This window comes from Paraburkholderia lebeckiae (assembly GCF_050436225.1).
GTDB lineage: Bacteria > Pseudomonadota > Gammaproteobacteria > Burkholderiales > Burkholderiaceae > Paraburkholderia > Paraburkholderia tuberum.
This window is the reverse complement of the sequence record NZ_JBNDLU010000002.1, coordinates 3,499,229-3,521,258: the sequence shown is the minus strand read 5'-3', so window position 1 is coordinate 3,521,258 and position 22,030 is coordinate 3,499,229. Positions and strand designations below refer to the sequence as shown.

Here is a 22,030-nt window from a genome sequence, read left to right as displayed (position 1 = left end):
CTTCACGCGCGGCGCGATTCTCCGTATAGCTGCACCACTCAACCAAGACGTACCCCTACGAGACAAAATTGGAGATACCGATGGATGGAAATCCGTTTCTGAAGATTCAGCGCCTGGGACGCGCGCTGATGCTGCCGATCGCGGTGCTACCGGTGGCCGGCCTGTTGCTGCGGCTCGGCCAGCCCGACGTGTTCAACATCAAGATGATTGCCGATGCGGGCGGCGCGATCTTCGACAACCTGCCGCTCCTGTTCGCAATCGGCGTGGCGGTCGGCTTCGCGAAAGACAACAACGGCGTCGCGGGTCTGGCTGGCGCGATCGGCTATCTGGTGCAGATCGCGGTGATGAAGGACATCAACGACAAGCTCAACATGGGCGTGCTGTCGGGGATCATCGCGGGCATCGTCGCTGGGCTGCTGTACAACCGCTACAAGGACATCAAGCTGCCCGACTACCTGGCGTTCTTCGGCGGCAAACGCTTCGTGCCGATCGTTACAGGGGTGGTCTGCGTGGTGCTAGGCATCGTATTCGGGCATGTGTGGGAGCCGGTGCAGAACGCGATCGACGTGGCCGGCCACTGGCTCACGACGGCCGGCGCGCTCGGCGCCTTCGTGTTCGGCGTGCTGAACCGGCTGCTGCTCGTCACGGGCTTGCATCACATCCTCAATTCGCTGACGTGGTTCGTGTTCGGCACCTTCACGCCGGCGGGCGGTGCGCCCGTCACGGGCGACCTGCACCGCTTCTTCGCTGGCGATCCGACCGCGGGCACCTTCATGACCGGCTTCTTCCCGGTGATGATGTTCGGCCTGCCGGCCGCGTGTCTCGCGATGTATCACGAGGCGCCGAAAGAGCGTCGCGCGATGGTGTTCGGCCTGCTGTTCTCGATGGCGCTCACGTCGTTCCTGACCGGTGTCACCGAGCCGATCGAGTTCAGCTTCATGTTCCTCGCGCCGGTGCTGTATGCAATCCACGCGCTGCTGACAGGTCTGTCGCTCGCGATCTGCTCGGCGCTCGGGATTCACCTCGGCTTCACGTTCTCGGCGGGCTTCATCGACTACGTGCTGAACTTCGGTCTGTCGACGAAGGGCTGGTGGGCGATTCCGCTCGGCATCGTGTACTCGGTCGTGTACTACGGTCTGTTCCGCTTCTTCATCCGTAAGTTCAACATGGCGACGCCGGGCCGTGAGCCCGCCGCTGCCGACGAGCAGGTCGAGTCGTTCGCGGCGGGCGGTTTCGTCGCGCCGGCGGCTGGGGCGGCCGTGCCGCGCGCGCAGCGCTATATCGCGGCGCTCGGTGGCGCGGCGAATCTGTCGGTCGTGGATGCGTGCACGACGCGTCTGCGTCTGTCTGTCGTCGATGCGGACAAGGTCTCCGAAAGCGAACTGAAGTCGATTGGTGCGCGCGGTGTGCTCAAGCGCGGCGCGAACAACGTGCAGGTGATCATCGGACCGGAGGCGGACATCATCGCCGATGAGATGCGTACGGCGATCGCGCAGCGTCAGGGCGACGCGGTGAAGGTGGCGGGTGCTGCTGTATCGGCGCCGGCTGCTGCCGCGGCGGGTACCGCTGCCGCGCCGGTCGCGCGAAACGCTGGGTACGCCGATGACGCGCAAGGCGGTCCGCTCGATCCCGATCCGCTGCGCTGGCTCGCCGTGCTCGGCGGCGCGGACAACGTGGTGTCGCTCGATGCGGTCGCGGCGACGCGTCTGCGCGTGGTCGTGCGCGATCCGTCGGCGGTCGATCGTCAGCGGCTCGCGACGCTCGATACCGCGTGGGTGTCGACCGACACGTTCCATATCGTCGTCGGCGAGGCCGCGCAGCGCTATGTGCAGAAGCTGGCCGAGCGCCTGTCGTCGCAAGGCGGCGGCGCGGGCGCGGCGCCGGTGCCGGCGTGATCGGTTGATGGTTGTCGAGCGCTGTTGAGTTGCACGGCGATCGCAGCACGCCAATCAAAAAGCGGCACCTGGTCCCAAGGTGCCGCTTTCGCGTTTACGACCAGAGTGTGGCGCCTGGCGAGTTTTCTGTTGAAGCGTCGCGCCGGTCAATACATCGAATGGTGGTTTTCCTTGATCGCCGCGGCGGTCACCTTGCCGCGCATCACGCGATACACCCAGCCCGTATAGAGCAGGATGACCGGCAGGAACACGATCACCGCGAACAGCATGATCTCGAGCGTCATGCGGCTCGATGTGGAATCCCACATGGTCAGGCTGCTGCGGCCGTCGAGCGACGAAGGCATGATGAACGGGAACATCGAGAAGCCCGCGGTCAAGATCAAGCCGACGATCATCAGCGACGTCGACAGAAACGCCGTCGCCTCGAAGCGCGAACGCGCGAGCAGCACCGCGAGCACCCCGCCGACGAGACCCGCGAGCGGCGCAATCGCCATCCACGGGTAAAGCGCGTAGTTGGTCAGCCACAAACCCGGCGCGCCGATCACGGTCTTCATCAACGGATTGGAGACGGCGTCGAGCGGCGGCGCATCGACGATCTGATAGCCGCCGATCATCGTCGCGACGAGCGCGCCCGCCACGAGAAACAGCACCACCGTGCACAGCGCCGCGAGCCGCAGCGCCTTCGATGCGCGCTCGTGAACCACGCCGTCGGTCTTCCACTTGACGAACGCGGCGCCGTGCGCGGCCAGCATCGCCACGCTGACGAGTCCCGTCAGCAGCGCGAACGGATTGAGCAGGCCGAAGAAGCTGCCGTGATAGGTGACGCGCAGATCGGTATCGAACGAAAACGGCACGCCTTGCAGCAGATTGCCGAACGCGACACCGAACACCAGCGCCGGCACGAAGCCGCCGATGAAGAGGCCCCAGTCCCACGCGTTGCGCCAGCGCGGATCCTCGCGCTTGCCGCGATAGTCGAAGCCGACCGGGCGGAAGAACAGCGCGAACAGCACGAGCAGCATCGCGAAGTAGAAGCCTGAGAAGGATGCCGCGTAGGCGAGCGGCCACGCGGCGAACATCGCGGCGGCCGCGGTCACGAACCAGACCTGGTTGCCTTCCCACGTCGCGCCGACCGTGTTCACGACGATGCGTCGCTCGGAGTCAGTGCTGGCGATGAACGGCAGCAGGATCGCCGCGCCCATGTCGAAGCCGTCGGTGAGCGCGAAGGCGATCAGCAGTACGCCTATCAATACCCACCAGATCAGTCTGAGAACTGCGTAGTCCATATGGGTTTCTCCTTCGGGGCAGTGCAGCGGTGCGTCATGCGGCCGTGTTCGACAGTGGCTGCGTCACCGGCTGTCCGTTCTCGTGGTGATAGCGGCCCGTATGCAGTGACGAAGGGCCGAGCCGCGCGTACTTGAACATCAGCATGATCTCGATGACGAACAGCCCCGTGTAGAACAGCACGAAGCCGCCGATGCTCAGATACAGATCGCGCGGCGTCAGCGTCGACGCGGCCAGGTTGGTCGGCAGAATGCCCGCGATGCTCCACGGCTGGCGGCCCATTTCCGCGACGATCCAGCCGAGCTCGGCGGCGAGCCACGGCAGCGGAATCGCGATGACCGCCCAGCGCAGAAACCAGCGGCGCTTTTCGAGCAGCAACGTGCGCTGCGCGCAGAACCAGAAGGCGAGCACGAAGGTGGCGAGGAACAGCAGGCCAAGGCCGACCATCGTGCGGAACGAGAAGAACAGTGTCAACACCGGCGGAACCGTGCTTCTTGCCGCCGCGGCGATCTGGTCTGGCGTCGCGTCGACGACGTTCGGCGTGAACGGCTTGAGCAGCAGGGCGTAGCCGAGATCGTCCTTGTACTTGTCGAACTCCGCATGCGCCTCGTCGCTGGAGTCGCCGCCCTTTAACCGCTGCAACGCCGAATAGGCGAGCATGCCGTCCTTGATGCGACCTTCGTTTCGGGCGATCAGCTCGCGCAGGCCGACCACGGGTTCGTTGAGCGAGCGGGTCGCGATAATGCCGAGCGCGTACGGCACACGGATCGCATAGTCGGTGCGTTGCTCTTTCTGATTGGGGATGCCAAATATCGTGAACGGTGCCGGCGCGGGCGCGGTCTCCCATTCGGATTCGATCGCGGCGAGCTTGATCTGCTGGACTTCACCGGTGCGATAGCCGGATTCGTCGCCCAGCACGATCACGCACAGCGCCGACGCGAGGCCGAAGCCGGCGGCGATCGCGAACGAGCGCAGCGCGAACTCGCTGTCGCGGCGCTTCAACAGATACCACGACGACACGCCGAGTACGAACATCGCCGCGGTCACATATCCAGCTGATACCGTGTGCACGAACTTGACCTGTGCAACCGGGTTGAAGATCACCGAGCCGATGCTGTCGAGCTCCATGCGCATCGTCTGATAGTTGAACTTCGCGCCGACCGGATTGTTCATCCAGCCGTTGGCAATCAGAATCCACAGCGCCGACAGGTTCGAACCGAGCGCGACACAGAACGTGACGATTAGATGCTGGATTTTTGACAATCTGTTCCAGCCGAAAAAGAACAGACCGACGAACGTCGATTCGAGGAAGAACGCCATCAGCCCTTCGACGGCGAGCGGCACGCCGAAAATGTCGCCGACGTAATGCGAGTAATAAGCCCAGTTGGTGCCGAACTGGAACTCGAGCGTGAGGCCCGTCGCGACGCCCATTGCAAAGTTGATGCCGAACAGCTTGCCCCAGAACTGCGTCATGTCCTTGTAGATCTGCTTGCCGGTCATCACGTAGACCGATTCCATGATGACGAGCAACCAGGCGAGACCGAGCGTGAGCGGCACGAACAGAAAGTGATAAAGCGCCGTGATGGCGAACTGGAACCGCGACAGTTCTACGACTTCGCTAACGGGCATGTTGATCACCTCGAGACGGATGCGGGGCGGGCACCGACAGCAGCGCCTGCGCGACCTGTTCAGGCGGCAGCATCATGTGCTGCGCCTGTGGATGATTGAAGAATGTGTACTTGAGCGCCATCAGTAGGACGAACTTGATGGCGAGGATGATGGCGATATCGCGCGCCAGCGTTGGACCGCGCACCCACCTGGTGAATCGGCCGCGCAAGCGCGACCGGACAGTGCTGCTGCGATTGAGGGCTATGGTCATGATCGGTCGAAGACGACTTCACGCCGGTGACTCCGGCTGGATCCAGACCGCCCTGGCCGTCAGGCAGTCTGGCGAATGCATGCCGATTGTAGGAGGTGAACCTCGCGCGCTCAGGTTTAGCCATGCGGCAACACGTCGCGAAACTTGCCGCGTCTGTGCAGTATTGCTACCGGACTTGCGATACGTCAAGAAAGGCTTACCGGCCTCGACAGGCCGGCTTGCTGGCGGGCCGACGCGAAGGGCGGCCGCGGGGACGCAAGAAAGGGCGAAAAGAATGAAAAAGCCCCGCCGTCTTGCGAGGGCGGGGCTTGAGCGCGATGGTCGCTAAATGGCGCGACCGATCAACGCGTGTCGTTTTTTTCTATGTCATGGGCGGGACACAATTGACGCGCCCATGGCTTCGACGCTTTACGCGTATTCGGTCAGCGCGCCGCGCATCTTCTTCATCGCGCTGGCTTCGATCTGGCGGATACGTTCGGCCGACACACCGAACTCGTCGGCCAGCTCGTGCAACGTGGAGCCGCCCGAGCCGTCGTCGGCCACCTTCAGCCAGCGCGCTTCGATGATGCGGCGGCTGCGCGTATCGAGCGCGTCGAGCGCGCTTGCGATGCCGTCGCTTTGCAGCCGGTCGCGCTGACGCGAAGCCAGCACGGCTGTCGGCTCGCTATGCGAGTCGGCCAGATAGGCGATCGGCGCGTACGACTCTTCACCGTCTTCGACCTGACCTTCGAGCGCGATATCGCCGCCCGACAGACGCGTTTCCATCTCCGCGACCTCTTCGCGCTTCACGTTCAGCTCCTTCGCGAGACCGTCGATCTCGTCCGGCGTGAACGCGCCAAGCCCCTGCTTGTGGCTGCGCAGGTTGAAGAACAGCTTGCGCTGCGCCTTGGTGGTGGCGACCTTCACCATGCGCCAGTTGCGCAGGATGTACTCGTGGATCTCGGCCTTGATCCAGTGCATCGCGTACGACACGAGGCGCACGTTTTGCTCGGGATCGAAGCGCTTGACCGCTTTCATCAGGCCGATGTTGCCTTCCTGGATCAGGTCGGCGTGCGGCAACCCGTAACCGAGGTAGTTACGCGCGATGGACACGACGAGTCGCAGGTGCGACAGCACCAGGCGGCGCGCGGCCTCCAGATTGTCGTGTTCGCGCAATTCGGTGGCGAACTGGCGTTCTTCCGCCGGCGTCAGCATCGGAATCCGGTTGACCGCCTGGATGTAGGCGTCAATGTTGCCCAGTTGACCGGACAGCAGCGAGGAATGCGAGAGCGCCAGTGCACCTGCCGGAGCGGCCTTAGCCGACGACGGGCTCAAAGTACTCGGAAGGGTCATTGCATGGCTCACGTGTGAAGCTCCTTTGGAATCAGACAATAGCGTACTCAGTAAACGACTCCAGCGATGGATGTTAGCACTCAGATCTGCCGAGTGCTAACACTTAGAGGTCGGAGGGACATCCGAGTTCCCGAAAATCCTATTGGGTTTCGAACCTTGATAGTCATCGTACGCTCTATTTGCCTCGCGCGTTGGACCTGTACAAAGTACCGTTCTTAGCGCTTGCGGGGTAATGATTGACTGATATCTCCCAGATTAAAAGAGAATAATTGCTTACCGGTGACATTATCTGGGAGATACTTGCTCTTGAATTCGTCCTTGAAATAAAGGGGGCGCTCGCTTAATACTCGGCAGCATGGGGCGGATGCAAAGGAAAATCTTGTGGTGCGTGGGCTTACTCTAAAAGGCACGTTTGCCGTTCCGCTCGTTCTGCTATTGGGCGCGGCGGGCGCGTCCCAAGCTGAGCAGTTCGGCGTGCAGGTGGCCGCTGGCGTCGGCGATCATCACGTCAGGACGCTCGATCTCGGCGCGGTCTGGGATCCAAACCTGACCTGGTGGCAGATCGGCGACTGGCATTTCGCGCTGACCGGCGAGGCGCACGTCGCTTGGTGGCACATCAAGGAAGGAAACGTTCACGACAACATCGGCGAGATCGGCGTGACGCCGGTGATCCGCTTAATCAGGTCGTCGGGTTCGGTGCGGCCATTCATCGAGTTGGGTGCCGGCGTCCGGCTGCTGACCAGCCCACGCATTTCTTCCGACTTCACGTTGGGCACGGCGTTCCAGTTAGCCGAGATGGCGGGCGTCGGGCTGCAGTTCGGCGCTCGTGAGCAGTATGTCGCCGGCTACCGCTTCCAGCATGTCTCCAATGGCGGTATCAAAGAGCCGAATCCTGGTATAAATTTCAGCCAGCTATATTTGCAATATCACTTCTGACCGTGGCCGCCTGCGGCTCGCGGTGTTCGAGGGGCTCTGCAATGGCGGCAAAGATGATCGAAGCGATTCGCGGGCTCGAGCGAGAGCGTTTTCGCGCGATGGTCGATGGCGATGGGCAGTCGCTCGACACGCTGCTCGCGGACAACGTGAGCTACGTCCATACGAATGGCAAGCGCGAGACGAAGCGGCAGTTCATCGACGGGATCACCGCGGGGCGCCGCCGTTATCGGCAAATCGAGGTGCAGTCGCAGGATATCTTGCCGGCCGGGCGTGAGACCTACGTCGTCACGGGCCGCGCGCTGATCGAGATGGAGGCGAACAACGGCGCGCTCCTGTTTCCGATTGCCTATACCGCGATTCACACGCACGAAGACGGGCAGTGGCGACTGATCGCGTGGCAGGCGACGCGTTGCGCGCTCGAGTGAGATTTTCATCGCGCGGGCGCGCCTCGTGAGCGCGTCTCCGGCGGCAGCGGAATGCGGGTGTGCACTCCGCTGCCGCAGACTCGAGGCCCAACGCGAATTCACGCGGTCGCGCATTCGCCAGCTTTGTCGCGGCTGTTTGCGCCGTGCTCGTCTACATCGGCATCCGCGTCGCGCGCCTCGCACGTGCCGCGCATCGCTACCTCTCCCGCATACGGATGCCGCGCCGCCACCGGAAGCCGCGTGCACCGTTCCGCCACGCGCCTGATCTCGCGAGATCCGAGAAATCCAGACCGCTATCGATACCCATCGCGTCGAGATTCATCGCGACTGTGACGAGATCGACATTGCCGGTGCGCCCGCCATTGCCGAACAGACAGCCTTCGATGCGATCCGCGCCCGCCAGCAGCGCGAGCTGCGCGGCGCGTGCGTTGGCCTGTCAACCCGCGGCCGTCAGGCCGCCGTCTTCGCGATATCGACGATCAGCTCGACCTGCCGCTCGATCGCGCCAGGCACCGGCGCTTCGCCGCGCAGCACGGCGTCGATCCAGGCGGCCGTGGTCGCCGCGTCGCGCGCTTCGGGCAGCTCGACTTCGGGCGCATCGGGCGACGAGCGCGAGTGCGGCAGCCGCGTCTCGCAGATGCCGTCATGCAGCCAGTCGACCTGCACCTGGCGGCGCGTATCGGCGACCGCCTCGCCTTCGGTGCCGCGCGCCAGCAGAGCACCGCCGACGGCCGCATCGGGATGCGTGACGAACAGCTGAGCGAGACTGTCGCGATATGGCGGATGCGTGTAGTTCACGAGCCGCAATCCCGCGGGCGCGAATGGCTGCAGCAGCTTCACGAGCGTATGCGTCGAATTGCGCACGCCCATGCGCCGGCGCAGCGCCAGCAGGCGCGCGAGCTTGGGCGCCAGTACGTCGATCGAGGCGAACGCGACGCGGCGCTCCGCAAGTGCAGCTTCGATCTGCGTGTGCGACTGCGCATGGGCGATGCGCAGATGTGTGAAGATTTCCGCGCTCGTCACCCGACCCGGATCCTCGGTGACGCCGTGCACCAGCACCGGCACGCCTTCGCGGGCGAGCAGCAGCGCGAGCAGCGGCACGAGGTTCGGCTGCTTGCGCGCGCCGTTGTACGACGGAATCGACACCGGCCGAAACGCGCCGTGCGGCAGCCGCACCGGCTCGAACGATGTATGCGCGGCGGCCAGCATCGCGGCGAGTTCGTCGGCGGTCTCGCCTTTCACGCGATACGCGAGCAGCACCGCGCCGAGTTCGAGATCGTCGACGCGGCCGTCGAGCATCGCGGTGTAGAGCGAGCGCGTGTCGTCGGCGGTCAGCGCGCGGGCGCCATTCGGGCCGCGGCCGATTTCCTTGATGAATCGGGCCCAGGGGAAGGGGGAAGTGGTATCGGTGGAGTCGGTCATCGTGCGCAAGAGGCGGGTGGCGTGCCGCGCCTGGCGGTTCGCTACGCCATTCGGGGAACAGTTCGGTGTGAGTATCGCATCTATGGCGAGCGGGCGAACAGCAACGAAGCGGCCAAGCAGTGGCGCGCGACGGGCCGCCTGACGCGCACCCGCGCCGTGCCGCGCGTTACACTCGATGTTTCTCGCCGCCTCGGCGGCGCACATCGGAAAACGGAGAACGGGATGAGTTACGTATTTGCACCCGCACCGCAGGTCGCGGTGCCGGTCGTGGGGTCGAGCGAGCAGTTCGCGGTGCGCCGCATCTACTGCGTGGGGCGCAACTACGAGGCGCACGCGCGTGAAATGGGCCACGACCCGGACCGCGAGCCGCCGTTCTTCTTCACGAAGCCGGCCGATGCGATCGTGTACGTCGCGCTGGGCACGACCGGCGAATTCCCGTATCCGTCGCAGACCAGGAACGTCCATTTCGAAATGGAAATGGTCGCGGCGATCGGCGAGGGCGGCAAAGACATCCCCGTCGACTGCGCGCTCGATCACGTCTACGGTTACGCGCTCGGTCTCGACATGACGCGCCGCGACCTGCAAGGCGAAGCGAAGAAGATGGGTCGTCCGTGGGATACCGCCAAGGGCTTCGATCACTCGGCGCCGCTCGGCCCGATCCATCCGGCTTCGACGGTTGGTCACATCGGCAAGGGCGAGATCTGGCTGTCGGTGAATGGCGAGGACAAGCAGCGCGCGGATGTGTCGCAGCTGATCTGGTCGGTGGCCGAGACGATCGCGTATCTGTCGACGCTGTTCGAACTGCGGCCTGGCGACCTGATTTTCACCGGCACGCCGGAAGGCGTCGGCGCGGTCGCGAAGGGTGACCTGATGAAGGGCGGCGTGGATGGGCTCGGCGAGTTCAGCGTGCGCGTCGTCTGAGACGGCTTGCGTGCAGGTGGAGGAGGCAGACAACATGAAGCTCTACAGCTATTTCCGTAGCTCGGCGTCGTATCGCGTGCGCATCGCGCTGAACGTGAAGAACCTGTCGTACGACTACGTACCCGTGCACCTCGTGCGCGAAGGCGGCGAGCAGCTGAAGCCCGAGTATCGCAAGATCAACCCCGACTGCATCGTGCCGACGCTCGCCGTCGGCAGTCATTTGCTGCCGCAGTCGCTCGCGATCATCGAGTATCTCGAGGAGACGCATCCCGAGCCGCCGCTGCTGCCGAAGGCGCCGCTCGATCGCGCGTATGTGCGCTCGGTGGCGCTGCAGGTCGCGTGCGAAATTCATCCGCTGAACAATCTGCGCGTGCTGCGCTATCTGAAGCACACGCTGCGAGTCGACGACGACGCGAAGGACGCGTGGTACCGGCACTGGATCGACGCTGGCTTCGCGACGCTGGAGACGCATCTTGCCGGCGACGCGCGCACCGGCAAACTGTGTTTCGGCGACGCACCGACACTCGCCGACGCGTGCCTGATTCCGCAGGTATTCAACGCGCAGCGCTTCAAGGTCGACACCGCAAAGTTTCCGACGATCCAGCGCATCTACGATCACGCGATGCAACTCGATGCGTTCGCGCGCGCGGCGCCGGGCGTGCAGCCGGACGCGGAGTGAGCCCGGGATCGCTGACACGTCGACGGCAGCTTGAAACGAAAAAAGGGCGCTCCGCGGAGTGCCCTTTTCCTTTGGTTCGCCGCGAGCGCCGCAACGATCACGCGATCAGCCGCCCAGTAGCGCGTCCGAAAACTCCTCCGCGCTGAACGGCTGCAGGTCCTCGACCTTTTCGCCGACGCCAATGAAATACACCGGAATGGGCCGCTGCCGCGCGATCGCCGCAAGGATGCCGCCCTTCGCGGTGCCGTCGAGCTTGGTGACGATCAGGCCGGTGAGTCCGAGCGCGTCGTCGAACGCCTTGACCTGTGTGAGCGCGTTCTGGCCGGTGTTCGCGTCGATCACGAGCAGCACTTCGTGCGGCGCGCCGTCCTGCGCCTTGCCAATCACGCGCTTCACCTTGCGCAGTTCTTCCATCAGATGCAGTTGCGTGGGCAGGCGGCCGGCCGTGTCGGCCATCAACACGTCGATCTTGCGCGCGCGCGCGGCGCCGACCGCGTCGAAGATCACCGCGGCCGGGTCGCCGCTTTCCTGTGCGACCACGGTCACGTTGTTGCGCTGGCCCCACACCGCGAGTTGCTCGCGCGCGGCGGCGCGGAACGTGTCGCCGGCGGCGAGCAGCACCGATTGGTCAAAGCTCTGCAGATGCTTCGCGAGCTTGCCGATGCTCGTGGTTTTGCCCGCGCCGTTGACGCCGGCGATCATCATCACGAGCGGCTGCGCACGGCCGAGCATCAGCGATTTTTCGAGCGGCTTGAGCAATTCGACGAGCAGTGCGCGCAAGGCGGTTTTGACCTGCAGGGGATCCGTCAGGCGTTCGCTGCGCACTTTCTCATGCAGCGCTTCGAGCAGGAATTCGGTCGCCTCGACGCCGGCGTCCGACATCAGCAGCGCGGCTTCGAGATCCTCGTACAAGTCCTCGTCGATCTTCGTGCCGACGAAAATGCCGGTCAGGTTCGAACTGGTTTTCGCGAGGCCGCTCTTCAGGCGCGTGAGCCACGAGCGCTTCGCGCCGACGTCCTGCACGGGCGGTGGGACGATTTCAACGGTATCGAGCACGGCCTCTGGCGGCTCGGGCTGCGGCTCGATGATGGTCGTGGCCGCAGGCGGAACGGGGGGCGCGTTAGGCTCGATGGGTTCGGCGGGCGCAACGGGTGCGGCCTCGGCCTCGGGTGCCGCGCCGTCTTGCGCCGCCAGCGATTCGTCTGCGGCGGTATCGGACTCTTTCGAGCCCTTGAATCGTTTGAAAAAGCTGAACATGATCTGACGTATGGGAGAGCGCGCCGATGCGCGCAGCCGGCACGGGACCGGCGAAGCGGTGGGCAGCGCCGGGATGCGAAAAGGCGGGGCGCTGGCAGCCGCACATTTTATCAGGCGTGCCGTGGCGCGTCGTATCGGCCGCTCGGCCAGGCTGGACGCGCGCCACCCCTGTGGTAACGTGAGCGCTCCGGCCCGCGCGCATCGACGCCGCGGGCGTGTTCATCACCTAGCTGAAACTGCACGATACTGCATGCCTCGTTTAGCACCTTCACGCGCCGCTGGCGCTTCGTCCAAAAGTGGCAAACCGCATGCCATTCGCATCATCGGCGGCGACTGGAAACGCACGCCGCTGCCCGTGCTCGATCTGGACGGCTTGCGCCCGACGCCCGACCGCGTCCGCGAAACGCTGTTCAACTGGCTCGGCCAGCGTCTGGACGGCCAGCACTGCCTCGATTTGTTTGCTGGTAGTGGGGCGCTCGGCTTCGAGGCCGCGTCGCGCGGCGCCGCTCGCGTGCTGATGGCGGAGCGCCATGCGCGCGCTGCCAGCCAGTTGCGCGCAAACCAGCAGCGGCTCGATGCGCGCATGATCGAAATCGCCGAGGCGGACGGCCTGCGTCTTGCGGCGAGTCTCGCGCCAGGCTCGTTCGACGTCGTGTTCCTCGATCCGCCGTTCGATGCCCACCTGCTCGGCAAGGCGCTCGCGGTGGCCGTGCCGCTCGTGCGCGCCGACGGCTATCTTTATGTGGAGGCCGGCGAAGCGCTCGAACCGGCCGCTCACGAGCTGCTGTCAGGCTGGAAACTCGTGCGGCAGGGCAAAGCGGGCGCTGTGCACTTTCATTTGCTGCAGCGCGAAAATAAGGAATAATGCGCGTTCCAAAAAAGGGCCGGGCGGTTTATCGTCATCCGCGCCGGTGCGAAATGTGTCGCCCGGATGTGCCCTTTTGTCTGAAGAGAGGAGAAGTCTCATGGTAGTCGCCGTGTACCCGGGCACGTTCGACCCGCTGACGCGCGGTCACGAAGACCTCGTTCGGCGCGCGTCGAGCATTTTCGACACGCTGGTGGTGGGTGTGGCCGACAGCCGTGCCAAGAAGCCGTTTTTCACTCTCCAGGAACGCCTCGCGATTGCGCACGAGGTACTCGGCCACTATCCGAACGTCCAGGTGATGAGCTTCAAGGGGCTGCTGAAGGACTTCGTGCGGACCAACAACGCGCGGGTGATCGTCAGGGGGCTGCGCGCGGTGTCGGACTTCGAGTACGAGTTCCAGATGGCGGGCATGAACCGTTATCTGCTGCCCGACGTCGAGACGATGTTCATGACGCCGTCCGATCAGTATCAGTTCATCTCGGGCACGATCGTGCGCGAGATCGCGCAATTGGGCGGCGACGTCAGCAAGTTCGTGTTCCCGTCCGTGGAAAAATGGCTGAAGGAGAAGGTCGCTTCGCTGGATCCGCAGGACGGCGCTCAGGGGACGTGAGCCTGAGTCGCGCGAATGCCGGTTTTGACGGATCAAGACCGGCCAGGCCTCGGTGATCGGCGCCAGGTGCATCAGTCGGCTGTTCCAAGTAATGTTGGCGAGCCGTATTGGCGGCGAACGTCGATCCTGTCGTTACGCACGGGCATCGGTGTATTCGATGGTTCGCGCAAGCAGTGATGTCAATGATGATGCGAAGAACAAGAATCGTCTCTTCATCGCAAACGGGGCGATCATCAATTGTCAAGCCGGCTTGTCAGGTTCCTACGGAACCCTATCCGGAAAAAGTCACGACTGCCGTGGGCACTCGAAGCGGGGCTCGCGGCCGAAAACTCGATCTGGTACGCAGGCCAGTTCGATCGGCTGTACATCCGGCGCGATGCACTCGTTCCGCAGCAACGAGATAAGCGGCGCCAATGGCTTCTCGGGGCAGATACCGGGTCACTTCCCGGCCGGAAGCCTCGCGAACTTCCTCGCTTCCAATTCTGATGGTCCGTTCAATGTTGCGGCCGGCGTCCAGCAGCTTCGCGACGACACGAATAACCACCAAAAGATTTTCAACGTCAATGCCATGTACGAGTTGTGCCGGGTGAAGCTCTATGCCGGCTGGCGGCATTCGCAAAACGAAACGGGTTGATCGATACGGGCGTGGGCAATCGATATACCTTTGTCCAATTCGCCGAGTATGAACTGACGAAGCGCACCGGTACGGTACGATGGATTTCAACAGGGTGACAGATGCCGCATACGTGGAATTGCCGGGGCGGAGCAACCAGACGGGCATTGCAATAGGAATGAGGAGTTTGTCCTAACCGGATAGTGCCGGCTTAACCGAAGCAGAACAATGTCAGCTTCCCTTTGCGGCTTTGGTGAACGCCTCGGCAAGTTTGTCGAAGTGCCGGAGGGCCGCGGGCGTCAGCTCGACCTGTTTGCGGCGAGCGTCTTCGGTGTCGTTGAGCAGGAGCCAGCCCTTTTCGCGCATTGACGTGATACGGGCATGCAAGGTAGCCGGCGACCCCAGCGCACTTTGGGCCATCATGTCTCGAACCGACAGGCGTTCGTTTTTTTGCCTCATGCGAGCGACGAACTCCAGGATCTTTTCTTCGAGCGGATCGAGCGCGGGAAGTGAGGGAAGACCTCGCAGTGCTTCGGTCAATTGAAGAAATCGAAGATAGATATCAGCAGGGCGGCCCATGACCATCGCTCCAACGAAAACGCCGCTCACCCGAGCGCGAAAAGCGAACCTTGATGCTGCCCAGCGACAACCGGGCTTCCCTATTTTATCTCCATGTCCAGCTTACGTTTGCATTTGCTCCCGGTCGCGGGCACGGCAATCGCGTTCGCGCTGTCGCTCTGGATCAATCAGGAAGTCTTCACGCACATCGAGTTCGTCCGGGGCGTGGACTGAATCTACCTGCCGTCAGGAGTCAGACTATTGAGCACCTTGCTTCATGGGGGCGATGGCGCAATTGGCTTGCTATTAGCGAGCTTGCTCGTCGACCTCTTCTATTTCTTCCCGTACGACCCTGTGCTGTCAATCGCCGCCGGAATCATCGCTACGGTGGCGCCGTATGCGGTGTATCGCCAAAGCTTCCTCTTGATGTGTGGCGGCGATTCGTCCGGCGCGCTCAGCGTACGGCATCGTTCTCTTTTGCATGGGTATAAAAGGAAAAAGCAGGTTGAGCATGGGCTTTTGCCGTTATGCAACCGATAAAACGTAACCGACCGGTCGGCGCGAGCCAGAAAACCGGTCGGTCCGGACAGCGCATTCCACGCGAACCATTTCTCTCAGGTTTGGCCGTTATAAAAACTATAACGATAAAGTCCCGCGTTGGCAAGGTTCGTGCGGGTGATCAGCTCGAGCCATCGCTGGAGGACGATTGGCTGCTTTCCGCACGCGGATTCAACCGCTCGATGCAACACTATGATCGTCGATCAAGTGGCGAAGGCTGTAGGCCGCTACGTGCCCATAGAGGATCGGCCAATCTACCGCGAGTAACGGAATCGTTGGGTCTTTCCGACACCAGTACGCAACAAACCGCGCCCAGCCCCCGAGAAACATTCCGTTGCCAGAACTCAGTAGACACGGAGGGCGAGCGACAGGCGGAACCAGCATCCGCGGCATTCCCGCCGCCAGGGTTTCAAGGGCGTCCGACGATTCGTGTGACGCCAGCAGACTGTCCTCGGTATCAGACAAGTATCGACGTACTTCTTCTGCGACGCATGTGCTGCGAAGTTCCAGGTAAGAGGCGCGGACTTCATCAAGTACTGAAGTGGGCACACACGAATAATTGGAGCCACCCAGTCTTTCCAAAGCAGCGCGCCTGACGAAGTCAGGAAGCGCCCCCAACCTTGTTTCACAGCCGAGCAACGCATCTTGAAAGACGGGATAGCACGCGAGCCATGCAGCAGGCGGACGGCCTACTGGTCGGCGTGCCGATAGCGACCGGTTCGTCTGGATAGCGCGTTCCGTTCCAGTCTGTTCTCTCAGGTTCATCGCTATAAAAAGCATATCAATATGGACGCTGCTCTGCATGCTAGTCGAGCCGGGCATAAAGCTATACATGGTTTTTCGGCCGCGTCGCGCAGAACTTGAGGGCCTCGCGAAATTTTTTCCGTGAGCGTCACGATATCTGTGAACGAAAGCCTGCTGCTTGTGCTCGCGGAACGCCATACGGGCACGCTATGATGCATTCGGCAAAAGCAACCGAGGATGGCTCACCGCAATGTCTAGCTTACGTTTGCATTTTTGGTCGATCGCTGGGACCCTGATCGCGTTCCTGGCGTCGCTGTGGGTCAATCAGGAGGTGTTTACGCACACGTCTTTCGTGCGAGGCGTCAACTGGATTTTCCTGCCGTCTGGTGTTCGGCTTCTCAGCACATTGCTGGTTGGGTTCGATGGTGCAATCGGCCTGCTGCTTGCCGGACTGATTACAGACTTTCTGTACTGGTTTCCGCATGACCCGGTGCGTGCAATAGCAGGCGCTTTGCTTGGGTCACTGGCACCGTATCTGGTCTACCGGTTTGCGCTCGAGTATTTCGATCTGCGCGCATCGCTGACGAACCTGACGCCGAAGCGGCTGCTTGTTCTGGCTGTCGCCTATTCGGGAGCAAATGCGCTGTTTCACCACCTGTGGTTCGCACTGGTCGGTACGACGAAGAACTGGTTCGAAAGCTTCTTCACGATGTTTGTGGGTGACCTCGCCGGGGCGCTAATCATTCTGTATGTGATGAAGGCACTGCTGGCCTTGTTGCCGAAACAGCCCGGCAATTCCCGCGTGTCGAATGGCATGTTCAGCATCCAGTTGGCGTTGAACAGCGCATACGCCAACCAGTTTGCGACGAAGGCTACCTGGCCGAGAAGCGCAGCCGTCCACGATCCTGGCGCGGGATTGCGCGGCCGTGCGAGGGCGAAAAAGCTATAATGTATTGTTTTGTCTAGGAAAGTGGGTGGCAGAATGGCCCTGATGATTACCGACGAGTGCATCAATTGCGACGTCTGCGAGCCCGAGTGCCCGAACGACGCGATTTCGATGGGCCCGGAAATCTATGTGATCGACCCGAAGAAGTGCACCGAGTGCGTCGGTCATTTCGACGAGCCGCAATGCATTCAGGTGTGTCCGGTCGAGTGCATTCCGCGTGACCCGAACCACTTGGAAACGCGCGAAGGTTTGATGGCGAAATATCACGCCTTGCAGGCCGCCAAGCGCACCTGACGTTCGCGGGTGACGCGCAAAAGAAAACGGCGAAGGCCTGCGGGCCTTCGCCGTTTTCTTTTGGGGGCGGCGTTTCCGTTATCCGACGTAAGCGCTGAAAATGCCGCGCAAAGCGTCGAGCAGTATGTCGCATTCGGTGTCGGTGCCGACCGAGATCCGCAAATGCTGGTCGATGCGCGGCGCGTTGAAATGCCGCACGAAAATTTCCTTTTGCCGCAGCCGCGACGCGAGCGTCGCCGCGTCATACCCCTCATGCCGCGCGAACAGCAGATTCGCGGCCGATGGCACCACCTCGAAACCGAGCGCGGTCAATTCCGCCGCAAGCCGTTCGCGGCTCGCGATCACCTTCGCGCAGCATTCGCGAAACCACGCGTCGTCTTCGTAGGCGGCGGTGGCCGCGACTTGCGCGAGGCGGTCGAGCGGGTACGAATTGAAGCTGTCCTTCACGCGATTGAGCGCATCGATCAACGCAGGATCGCCGAACGCAAAGCCGACGCGCATGCCGGCGAGCGAACGCGACTTCGACACGGTCTGCACGACGAGCAGATTCGGATAGCGCTCGATCAGCGCAATCGCCGACTCGGCGCCGAAATCGACATACGCTTCGTCAATCACCACGATCGAATCAGGATGACTCGCAACGAGGCGCTCGATTTCCGCGAGCGGCAGCGGCCGGCCGGTCGGCGCGTTCGGATTCGGAAACAGAATGCCGCTGTTGGGCACCGTGTAGTCGTCGACGTTGATCGCGAAGATGTCGTCGAGGGGGATGGTCCGGTAGTCGACCTCGAACAGCTTCGCGTAGGTCGGATAGAAGCTGTAAGTGATGTCGGGAAACAGCAGCGGCTTGTCGTGCTTGAGCAAGGCCTGGAACGTTAGCGCGAGTACCTCGTCCGAGCCGTTGCCCGCGAACACCTGCTCGGCGCGAATGCCGTGATACGCGGCGACCGTTTCGCGCAGCTTGCGTGCGCTAGGATCGGGATAGCGGCGCAGTGCCTCGGCCGTGTCGCCGAGCTCGCGGCGGATCGCGTCTAGTATGCGCGGCGACGGTGGATACGGATTCTCGTTGGTATTCAGCTTCACCGGATGCGCGAGCGCGGGCTGCTCTCCCGGCACGTACGGCGTCAGACGGTGAACAATGTCGCTCCAATAGCGGCTCAAGCGATTCTCCTTGCGGGGTCGATTGCGGGTGTCGATGGATGCGGCGCGCGTCAGCGGTTATTGCGATGCAGTTGCATCATTGCGCGTTCGAGCTCGCCCTTGATGATCTGCGGCATCACCGCGAGCGCGCGTTCGATCGACGCGTCGATGACCTCCTGCTCTTCTCGCCGCGGCGGCTTCAGCACATAGTTCGCGACGTCCGGCTTCGCGCCGGCGCGCGCGCTCTCGGGAATCAGATCGCGCGGATGGCCGATGCCGATCCGCAGCCGCCAGTATTGCTGCGACGACAGATGCGCGCTGATGTCCTTCAGCCCATTATGCCCGCCGCTGCCGCCGCCGAGCTTCAGCTTGACGCTGCCGGGTGGCATGTCGAGCTCGTCGTGCGCGACGAGAATCTCGTCGGGAAGAATCTTGAAGAATTGCGCGAGCGCGACGACCGATTGACCAGAGCGGTTCATGTAGGTCTGCGGCTCGAGCAGATGCACTTCCTCGCCATGCAACCGCGCTTTCGCGTAAAAGCCGTGAAATCGCCGCTCGTCGCGCAGCGCGGTGCCAGCCTCGCGCGCGAGTTGATCGACCAGCCAGCAGCCGGCGTTGTGACGCGTCGCGGTGTATTCGGCGCCCGGATTGCCGAGCCCGACGATCAGCTTGATCATGATTGCGTGAGTCCACCAAGTCCGGAAGTGAAACGTACCGGACTAAAAAAGCCGAAAAAAAACCCGCCAGGGCGAACCTCGGCGGGTCACATCGACCGTTTCATAGGAAACGGATCGAGAGGATTGCTTGCTTCGAACCGGAAGGCTCTTAAGCGGCCGGCGTTTCGCCGCCTTCAGCAGCAGCTGCGTCTTCAGCGATTGCGCCAGCCGGGATCGTTGCAGCAGCGACCACCGGGTTTTCCGCGTCGACGTGGGCGACAAGTGCCACGCCTGCCGGCAGCGGGATGTCTTTCGCGTGAACCGATTGACCGGCTTCGATCTTCGCGAGGTCGACTTCGATGAATTCCGGCAGTGCCGACGGCAGGCACTCGATTTCAATTTCGTTGAGGACGTGCGAGATCACCGCGCTCGACAGCTTCACTGCCGGGTTGGTTTCCTGGTTCAAGAAGTGCAGCGGCACCTTGGTGTGCAGCTTCTTCGACGCGTCGACGCGCTGGAAGTCCACGTGCAACACGAGCTGACGGAACGGGTGGTATTGCACGTCGCGCAGCAGAACCTGTTGCGACTTGCCTGCCACTTCCAGATCGAGGATCGACGAGTGGAAAACTTCTTTCTTCAGCGCGTGCCATAGGGCGTTGTGATCGAGTTCGACCAGTTGCGTGTCAGCACCAGCGCCATAAACGATACCCGGGGTCTTGCCCGAGTTACGCAGGCGGCGGCTCGCACCCGTACCTTGCAGGGAACGCTCGAAAGCGACTACTTTCATGTTGAATCTCCAATGCACTGCCCGCGACCAGGCAGTAAAAACAGGGCCTCGAAGCCGTAATGGCTGAGGCCCAGGATAGCGGCATGAACCTTCGTTCGTTCATGCCGATTGTGCAAAAACGCCGCGTGTCGCATGAAGCGGTACGCGGCGTCTTCGCAAATGCTTAACTTTCAGCGAACAGCGACATCACCGAATCGCCGCGGCGGATGCGCGAGAACGTTTCGGCGAGCAAACCGGCGCTCGTCAGCGAACGGATCTTCGCGCACGAACGGGCTTCTTCGCCGAGCGGAATCGTGTCCGTGACAACGAGTTCGTCGAGTGCGGAAGCGGCGATACGCTCACCCGCGCCGCCCGACAGAACCGGGTGGGTAGCGTACGCGAATACCTGCTTCGCGCCGCGTTCCTTCAGAACTTGCGCGGCCTTGCACAGCGTGCCTGCCGTGTCGACCATGTCGTCCATGATCACGCAGGTGCGGCCTTCGACTTCACCGATGATGTTCATCACTTCGGCGACGTTCGCCTTCGGGCGACGCTTGTCGATGATCGCGAGATCGCTATTGAGTTGCTTCGCCAATGCACGGGCGCGGACCACACCGCCGACGTCCGGCGAAACTACCATCAGGTTGTCGTAGTTCTGCTTGCGCAGATCCCCGAGCAGCACGGGCGTTGCGTAGATGTTGTCGACCGGGATGTCGAAGAAGCCTTGAATCTGGTCGGCGTGCAGATCCATCGTGATGATCCGCTCGACGCCGGCGATTTCCAGCATGTTCGCCACGACCTTAGCCGAGATGGCGACGCGCGCCGAACGCGGGCGACGATCCTGACGGGCATAACCGAAGTAGGGAATGGCTGCGGTGATCCGGCCTGCGGATGCGCGCTTGAGCGCATCGACCATGATCATCAGTTCCATCAGATTGTCGTTAGTCGGCGCGCACGTGGATTGCAGGACGAAGACATCCTTGCCGCGCACGTTTTCCTGAATCTCGACTTGGATTTCGCCGTCCGAGAAACGGCTAACCATTGCTTTGCCGAGGGGAATACCGAGGTTTTTGACGACTTCCTGTGCAAGCGCGGGATTTGCGTTGCCAGTAAAAACCATCAGGCCGTCATGGCTGCTCATCGTGCACCTACTTCAGGCTGGGGGCGGGAGAAATGCGAACTACAGCGAACTGCGAGAATTTTTGGCAGGGGAGAAAGGATTCGAACCTTTGCATGCCGGAATCAAAATCCGGTGCCTTAACCAGCTTGGCGACTCCCCTACACTAACTTTGAGCTCCGCCGAACGTGGAGTTTCGTTCGACGATGCAAAACTTATGACGCGAAAGCAAAGAGTGGATGCTGATCCAAGCCCGCTGCTACTGCACTGTTCCACTCGCCGGGCAGTTTGGCTTGCGCCGCGTCTGCTTCAGCTTTGCTACGGAACGCTGCAAAAACGCTGGCACCCGATCCGGACATCCGCGCTGGCGCGATGCTTTCAAACCACCGCAACACTTGCGCTACTTCCGCGTACTTTCCTACGACAACCTGCTGCATGTCATTCCGGCCGAAGCTTTCTGGCCATTCAGTGTTGCAGCTGCGTTTTGCAGGAAAGTCCGTAATTTTGAGGGGCTTTGTATCTCTTGTCAACGCTTTTTCGGAAAAAATCGCTGCAGTCGGAACCTGCACCCTCGGCGTCACTACCAGGAAGTGACGCGGCGGCAATTGTACAACGTCTAATGATTCTCCGACACCCTCTGCAAACGCATTTTTTCCAAATACAAAGAAAGGCACGTCCGCGCCGAGCTTCAACGCAAGATCCTGCAACTCTTGACGTGGCAGATCGAGCTTCCACAGACGATTGAGCGCGAGCAGCGTCGTCGCCGCATCGGAACTGCCGCCGCCGAGACCCGCGCCCATTGGCAGGCGCTTGTCGATTCCGATATCGACGCCTTCGCGGGAGCCCGTATGTACCTTCAGCAACGTCGCGGCGCGTACGGTCAGGTCTTGCTCGGGTGGCACGTCGGCGATTTCGGTGCGGCGCGTGATGAGACCGTCGTCGCGTCGCGTGAAGTGCAGCGTGTCGCCCCAGTCAAGCAACTGGAAGACCGTCTGCAGCGTGTGATAACCATCCGGCCGACGGCCGGTGATGTGCAGGAAGAGATTGAGTTTCGCTGGCGCGAGACAGTCGCGCAGCGAATTGGTTGTTTCGATCATGAGTGAAGGCTACTGCGCCACTGTGGCGCCCCAAACGGGTAG

At 62.2% G+C, this 22,030-nt stretch carries 22 protein-coding genes, 1 tRNA gene and 2 pseudogenes; 11 read left to right on the top strand and 14 right to left on the bottom strand.

Annotated features, from left to right (window positions below):
* Positions 1 to 80: 80 nt before the first annotated feature.
* On the top strand, positions 81 to 1,895 hold the full coding sequence (nagE, locus tag OKW45_RS30800; RefSeq protein WP_018419324.1) for an N-acetylglucosamine-specific PTS transporter subunit IIBC: 1,815 nt from the start codon (positions 81 to 83) through the stop codon (positions 1,893 to 1,895).
* A gap of 146 nt (positions 1,896 to 2,041) precedes the next feature.
* Here nagE and cydB read toward each other — a convergent pair whose 3' ends face one another.
* The 4 genes from cydB to rpoH form a co-directional block, all read right to left on the bottom strand.
* On the bottom strand, positions 2,042 to 3,178 hold the full coding sequence (gene cydB, locus OKW45_RS30795; protein ID WP_018419325.1) for a cytochrome d ubiquinol oxidase subunit II: 1,137 nt from the start codon (positions 3,176 to 3,178) through the stop codon (positions 2,042 to 2,044).
* Positions 3,179 to 3,212: 34 nt separating this feature from the next.
* Positions 3,213 to 4,805 carry a cytochrome ubiquinol oxidase subunit I gene (locus OKW45_RS30790; protein WP_429472813.1) on the bottom strand — a complete coding sequence of 531 codons (1,593 nt, stop codon included), beginning with the start codon at positions 4,803 to 4,805 and terminating at the stop codon, positions 3,213 to 3,215.
* The gene (cydP, locus tag OKW45_RS30785; protein ID WP_018419327.1) at positions 4,795 to 5,055 is read right to left on the bottom strand and encodes a cytochrome oxidase putative small subunit CydP; all 261 of its coding nucleotides are present in this window, start codon (positions 5,053 to 5,055) and stop codon (positions 4,795 to 4,797) included. Before cydP ends, OKW45_RS30790 begins: the two co-directional genes overlap by 11 nt.
* A gap of 408 nt (positions 5,056 to 5,463) precedes the next feature.
* Positions 5,464 to 6,399 (bottom strand): RNA polymerase sigma factor RpoH, encoded by a 936-nt coding sequence (rpoH, locus tag OKW45_RS30780; RefSeq protein WP_429472812.1) that lies wholly within the window; start codon positions 6,397 to 6,399, stop codon positions 5,464 to 5,466.
* A 369-nt stretch (positions 6,400 to 6,768) separates the two neighbouring features.
* Here rpoH and OKW45_RS30775 point away from each other — a divergent pair, with 369 nt between their 5' ends.
* Both OKW45_RS30775 and OKW45_RS30770 read left to right on the top strand, forming a co-directional pair.
* Positions 6,769 to 7,323, top strand: coding sequence for an acyloxyacyl hydrolase (locus OKW45_RS30775; RefSeq protein WP_429472811.1), 555 nt, complete (start codon positions 6,769 to 6,771; stop codon positions 7,321 to 7,323).
* Positions 7,324 to 7,364: 41 nt separating this feature from the next.
* Positions 7,365 to 7,748 carry a nuclear transport factor 2 family protein gene (locus OKW45_RS30770; RefSeq protein WP_429472810.1) on the top strand — a complete coding sequence of 128 codons (384 nt, stop codon included), beginning with the start codon at positions 7,365 to 7,367 and terminating at the stop codon, positions 7,746 to 7,748.
* A gap of 197 nt (positions 7,749 to 7,945) precedes the next feature.
* Here OKW45_RS30770 and OKW45_RS30765 read toward each other — a convergent pair.
* Positions 7,946 to 8,169: pseudogene (locus OKW45_RS30765) on the bottom strand (hydroxymethylglutaryl-CoA lyase-like TIM-barrel protein); the annotation flags it as partial.
* Between the two features lie 29 nt (positions 8,170 to 8,198).
* Positions 8,199 to 9,170 (bottom strand): DNA-binding protein YbiB, encoded by a 972-nt coding sequence (gene ybiB / locus OKW45_RS30760; RefSeq protein WP_429472809.1) that lies wholly within the window; start codon positions 9,168 to 9,170, stop codon positions 8,199 to 8,201.
* A 222-nt stretch (positions 9,171 to 9,392) separates the two neighbouring features.
* On the opposite strand from ybiB, the gene OKW45_RS30755 reads away from it, so the two are divergent.
* Together OKW45_RS30755 and maiA are read left to right on the top strand one after the other, a co-directional pair.
* Complete coding sequence (locus OKW45_RS30755) at positions 9,393 to 10,091, top strand: fumarylacetoacetate hydrolase family protein (RefSeq protein WP_429472808.1); 699 nt, start codon at positions 9,393 to 9,395, stop codon at positions 10,089 to 10,091.
* 34 nt (positions 10,092 to 10,125) lie between these two features.
* Positions 10,126 to 10,770 (top strand): maleylacetoacetate isomerase, encoded by a 645-nt coding sequence (maiA, locus tag OKW45_RS30750; protein ID WP_018419333.1) that lies wholly within the window; start codon positions 10,126 to 10,128, stop codon positions 10,768 to 10,770.
* A 105-nt stretch (positions 10,771 to 10,875) separates the two neighbouring features.
* Here the strand turns inward: maiA and ftsY are convergent, their stop codons facing one another.
* Positions 10,876 to 12,027 carry a signal recognition particle-docking protein FtsY gene (gene ftsY, locus OKW45_RS30745; RefSeq protein WP_429472807.1) on the bottom strand — a complete coding sequence of 384 codons (1,152 nt, stop codon included), beginning with the start codon at positions 12,025 to 12,027 and terminating at the stop codon, positions 10,876 to 10,878.
* A gap of 250 nt (positions 12,028 to 12,277) precedes the next feature.
* Between ftsY and rsmD the strand changes: the two genes are divergently transcribed.
* From rsmD to OKW45_RS30730, 3 genes are all read left to right on the top strand, one after another.
* Entirely contained in the window at positions 12,278 to 12,892 is a 615-nt protein-coding gene (gene rsmD, locus OKW45_RS30740; RefSeq protein ID WP_018419335.1) for a 16S rRNA (guanine(966)-N(2))-methyltransferase RsmD, read from the top strand.
* 100 nt (positions 12,893 to 12,992) lie between these two features.
* Entirely contained in the window at positions 12,993 to 13,502 is a 510-nt protein-coding gene (gene coaD, locus OKW45_RS30735) for a pantetheine-phosphate adenylyltransferase (protein WP_062125937.1), read from the top strand.
* Between the two features lie 157 nt (positions 13,503 to 13,659).
* Positions 13,660 to 14,136, top strand: a complete 477-nt coding sequence (locus OKW45_RS30730; RefSeq protein WP_429472806.1) for a hypothetical protein — start codon at positions 13,660 to 13,662, stop codon at positions 14,134 to 14,136.
* A 210-nt stretch (positions 14,137 to 14,346) separates the two neighbouring features.
* Here OKW45_RS30730 and OKW45_RS30725 read toward each other — a convergent pair whose 3' ends face one another.
* Entirely contained in the window at positions 14,347 to 14,694 is a 348-nt protein-coding gene (locus OKW45_RS30725; protein ID WP_187619205.1) for a winged helix-turn-helix domain-containing protein, read from the bottom strand.
* Between the two features lie 93 nt (positions 14,695 to 14,787).
* Between OKW45_RS30725 and OKW45_RS30720 the strand changes: the two are divergent.
* The 3 genes and pseudogenes from OKW45_RS30720 to OKW45_RS30710 all read left to right on the top strand — a co-directional run.
* Positions 14,788 to 15,084 (top strand): annotated as a pseudogene (locus tag OKW45_RS30720) (hypothetical protein); the annotation flags it as partial.
* Between the two features lie 1,069 nt (positions 15,085 to 16,153).
* The gene (locus tag OKW45_RS30715; RefSeq protein ID WP_239499027.1) at positions 16,154 to 16,924 is read left to right on the top strand and encodes a hypothetical protein; all 771 of its coding nucleotides are present in this window, start codon (positions 16,154 to 16,156) and stop codon (positions 16,922 to 16,924) included.
* Between the two features lie 33 nt (positions 16,925 to 16,957).
* Positions 16,958 to 17,215, top strand: a complete 258-nt coding sequence (locus tag OKW45_RS30710) for a YfhL family 4Fe-4S dicluster ferredoxin (RefSeq protein WP_018419340.1) — start codon at positions 16,958 to 16,960, stop codon at positions 17,213 to 17,215.
* Positions 17,216 to 17,293: 78 nt separating this feature from the next.
* Here the strand turns inward: OKW45_RS30710 and hisC are convergent, their stop codons facing one another.
* The 6 genes from hisC to ispE all read right to left on the bottom strand — a co-directional run bounded on the left by hisC (position 17,294) and on the right by ispE (position 21,988).
* Entirely contained in the window at positions 17,294 to 18,373 is a 1,080-nt protein-coding gene (hisC, locus tag OKW45_RS30705) for a histidinol-phosphate transaminase (RefSeq protein WP_429472805.1), read from the bottom strand.
* A gap of 50 nt (positions 18,374 to 18,423) precedes the next feature.
* Complete coding sequence (gene pth / locus OKW45_RS30700; RefSeq protein WP_018419342.1) at positions 18,424 to 19,029, bottom strand: aminoacyl-tRNA hydrolase; 606 nt, start codon at positions 19,027 to 19,029, stop codon at positions 18,424 to 18,426.
* 148 nt (positions 19,030 to 19,177) lie between these two features.
* Positions 19,178 to 19,795 (bottom strand): 50S ribosomal protein L25/general stress protein Ctc, encoded by a 618-nt coding sequence (locus OKW45_RS30695; RefSeq protein ID WP_018419343.1) that lies wholly within the window; start codon positions 19,793 to 19,795, stop codon positions 19,178 to 19,180.
* A gap of 163 nt (positions 19,796 to 19,958) precedes the next feature.
* Positions 19,959 to 20,915: a ribose-phosphate pyrophosphokinase gene (locus OKW45_RS30690; protein ID WP_018419345.1), complete on the bottom strand. Its 957-nt coding sequence runs from the start codon at positions 20,913 to 20,915 to the stop codon at positions 19,959 to 19,961.
* A gap of 62 nt (positions 20,916 to 20,977) precedes the next feature.
* Positions 20,978 to 21,054: transfer RNA gene (locus OKW45_RS30685), tRNA-Gln, on the bottom strand.
* A 52-nt stretch (positions 21,055 to 21,106) separates the two neighbouring features.
* A complete protein-coding gene (ispE, locus tag OKW45_RS30680; RefSeq protein WP_018419346.1) occupies positions 21,107 to 21,988 on the bottom strand; it encodes a 4-(cytidine 5'-diphospho)-2-C-methyl-D-erythritol kinase in 882 nt (293 codons plus the stop codon).
* Positions 21,989 to 22,030: the final 42 nt, after the last annotated feature.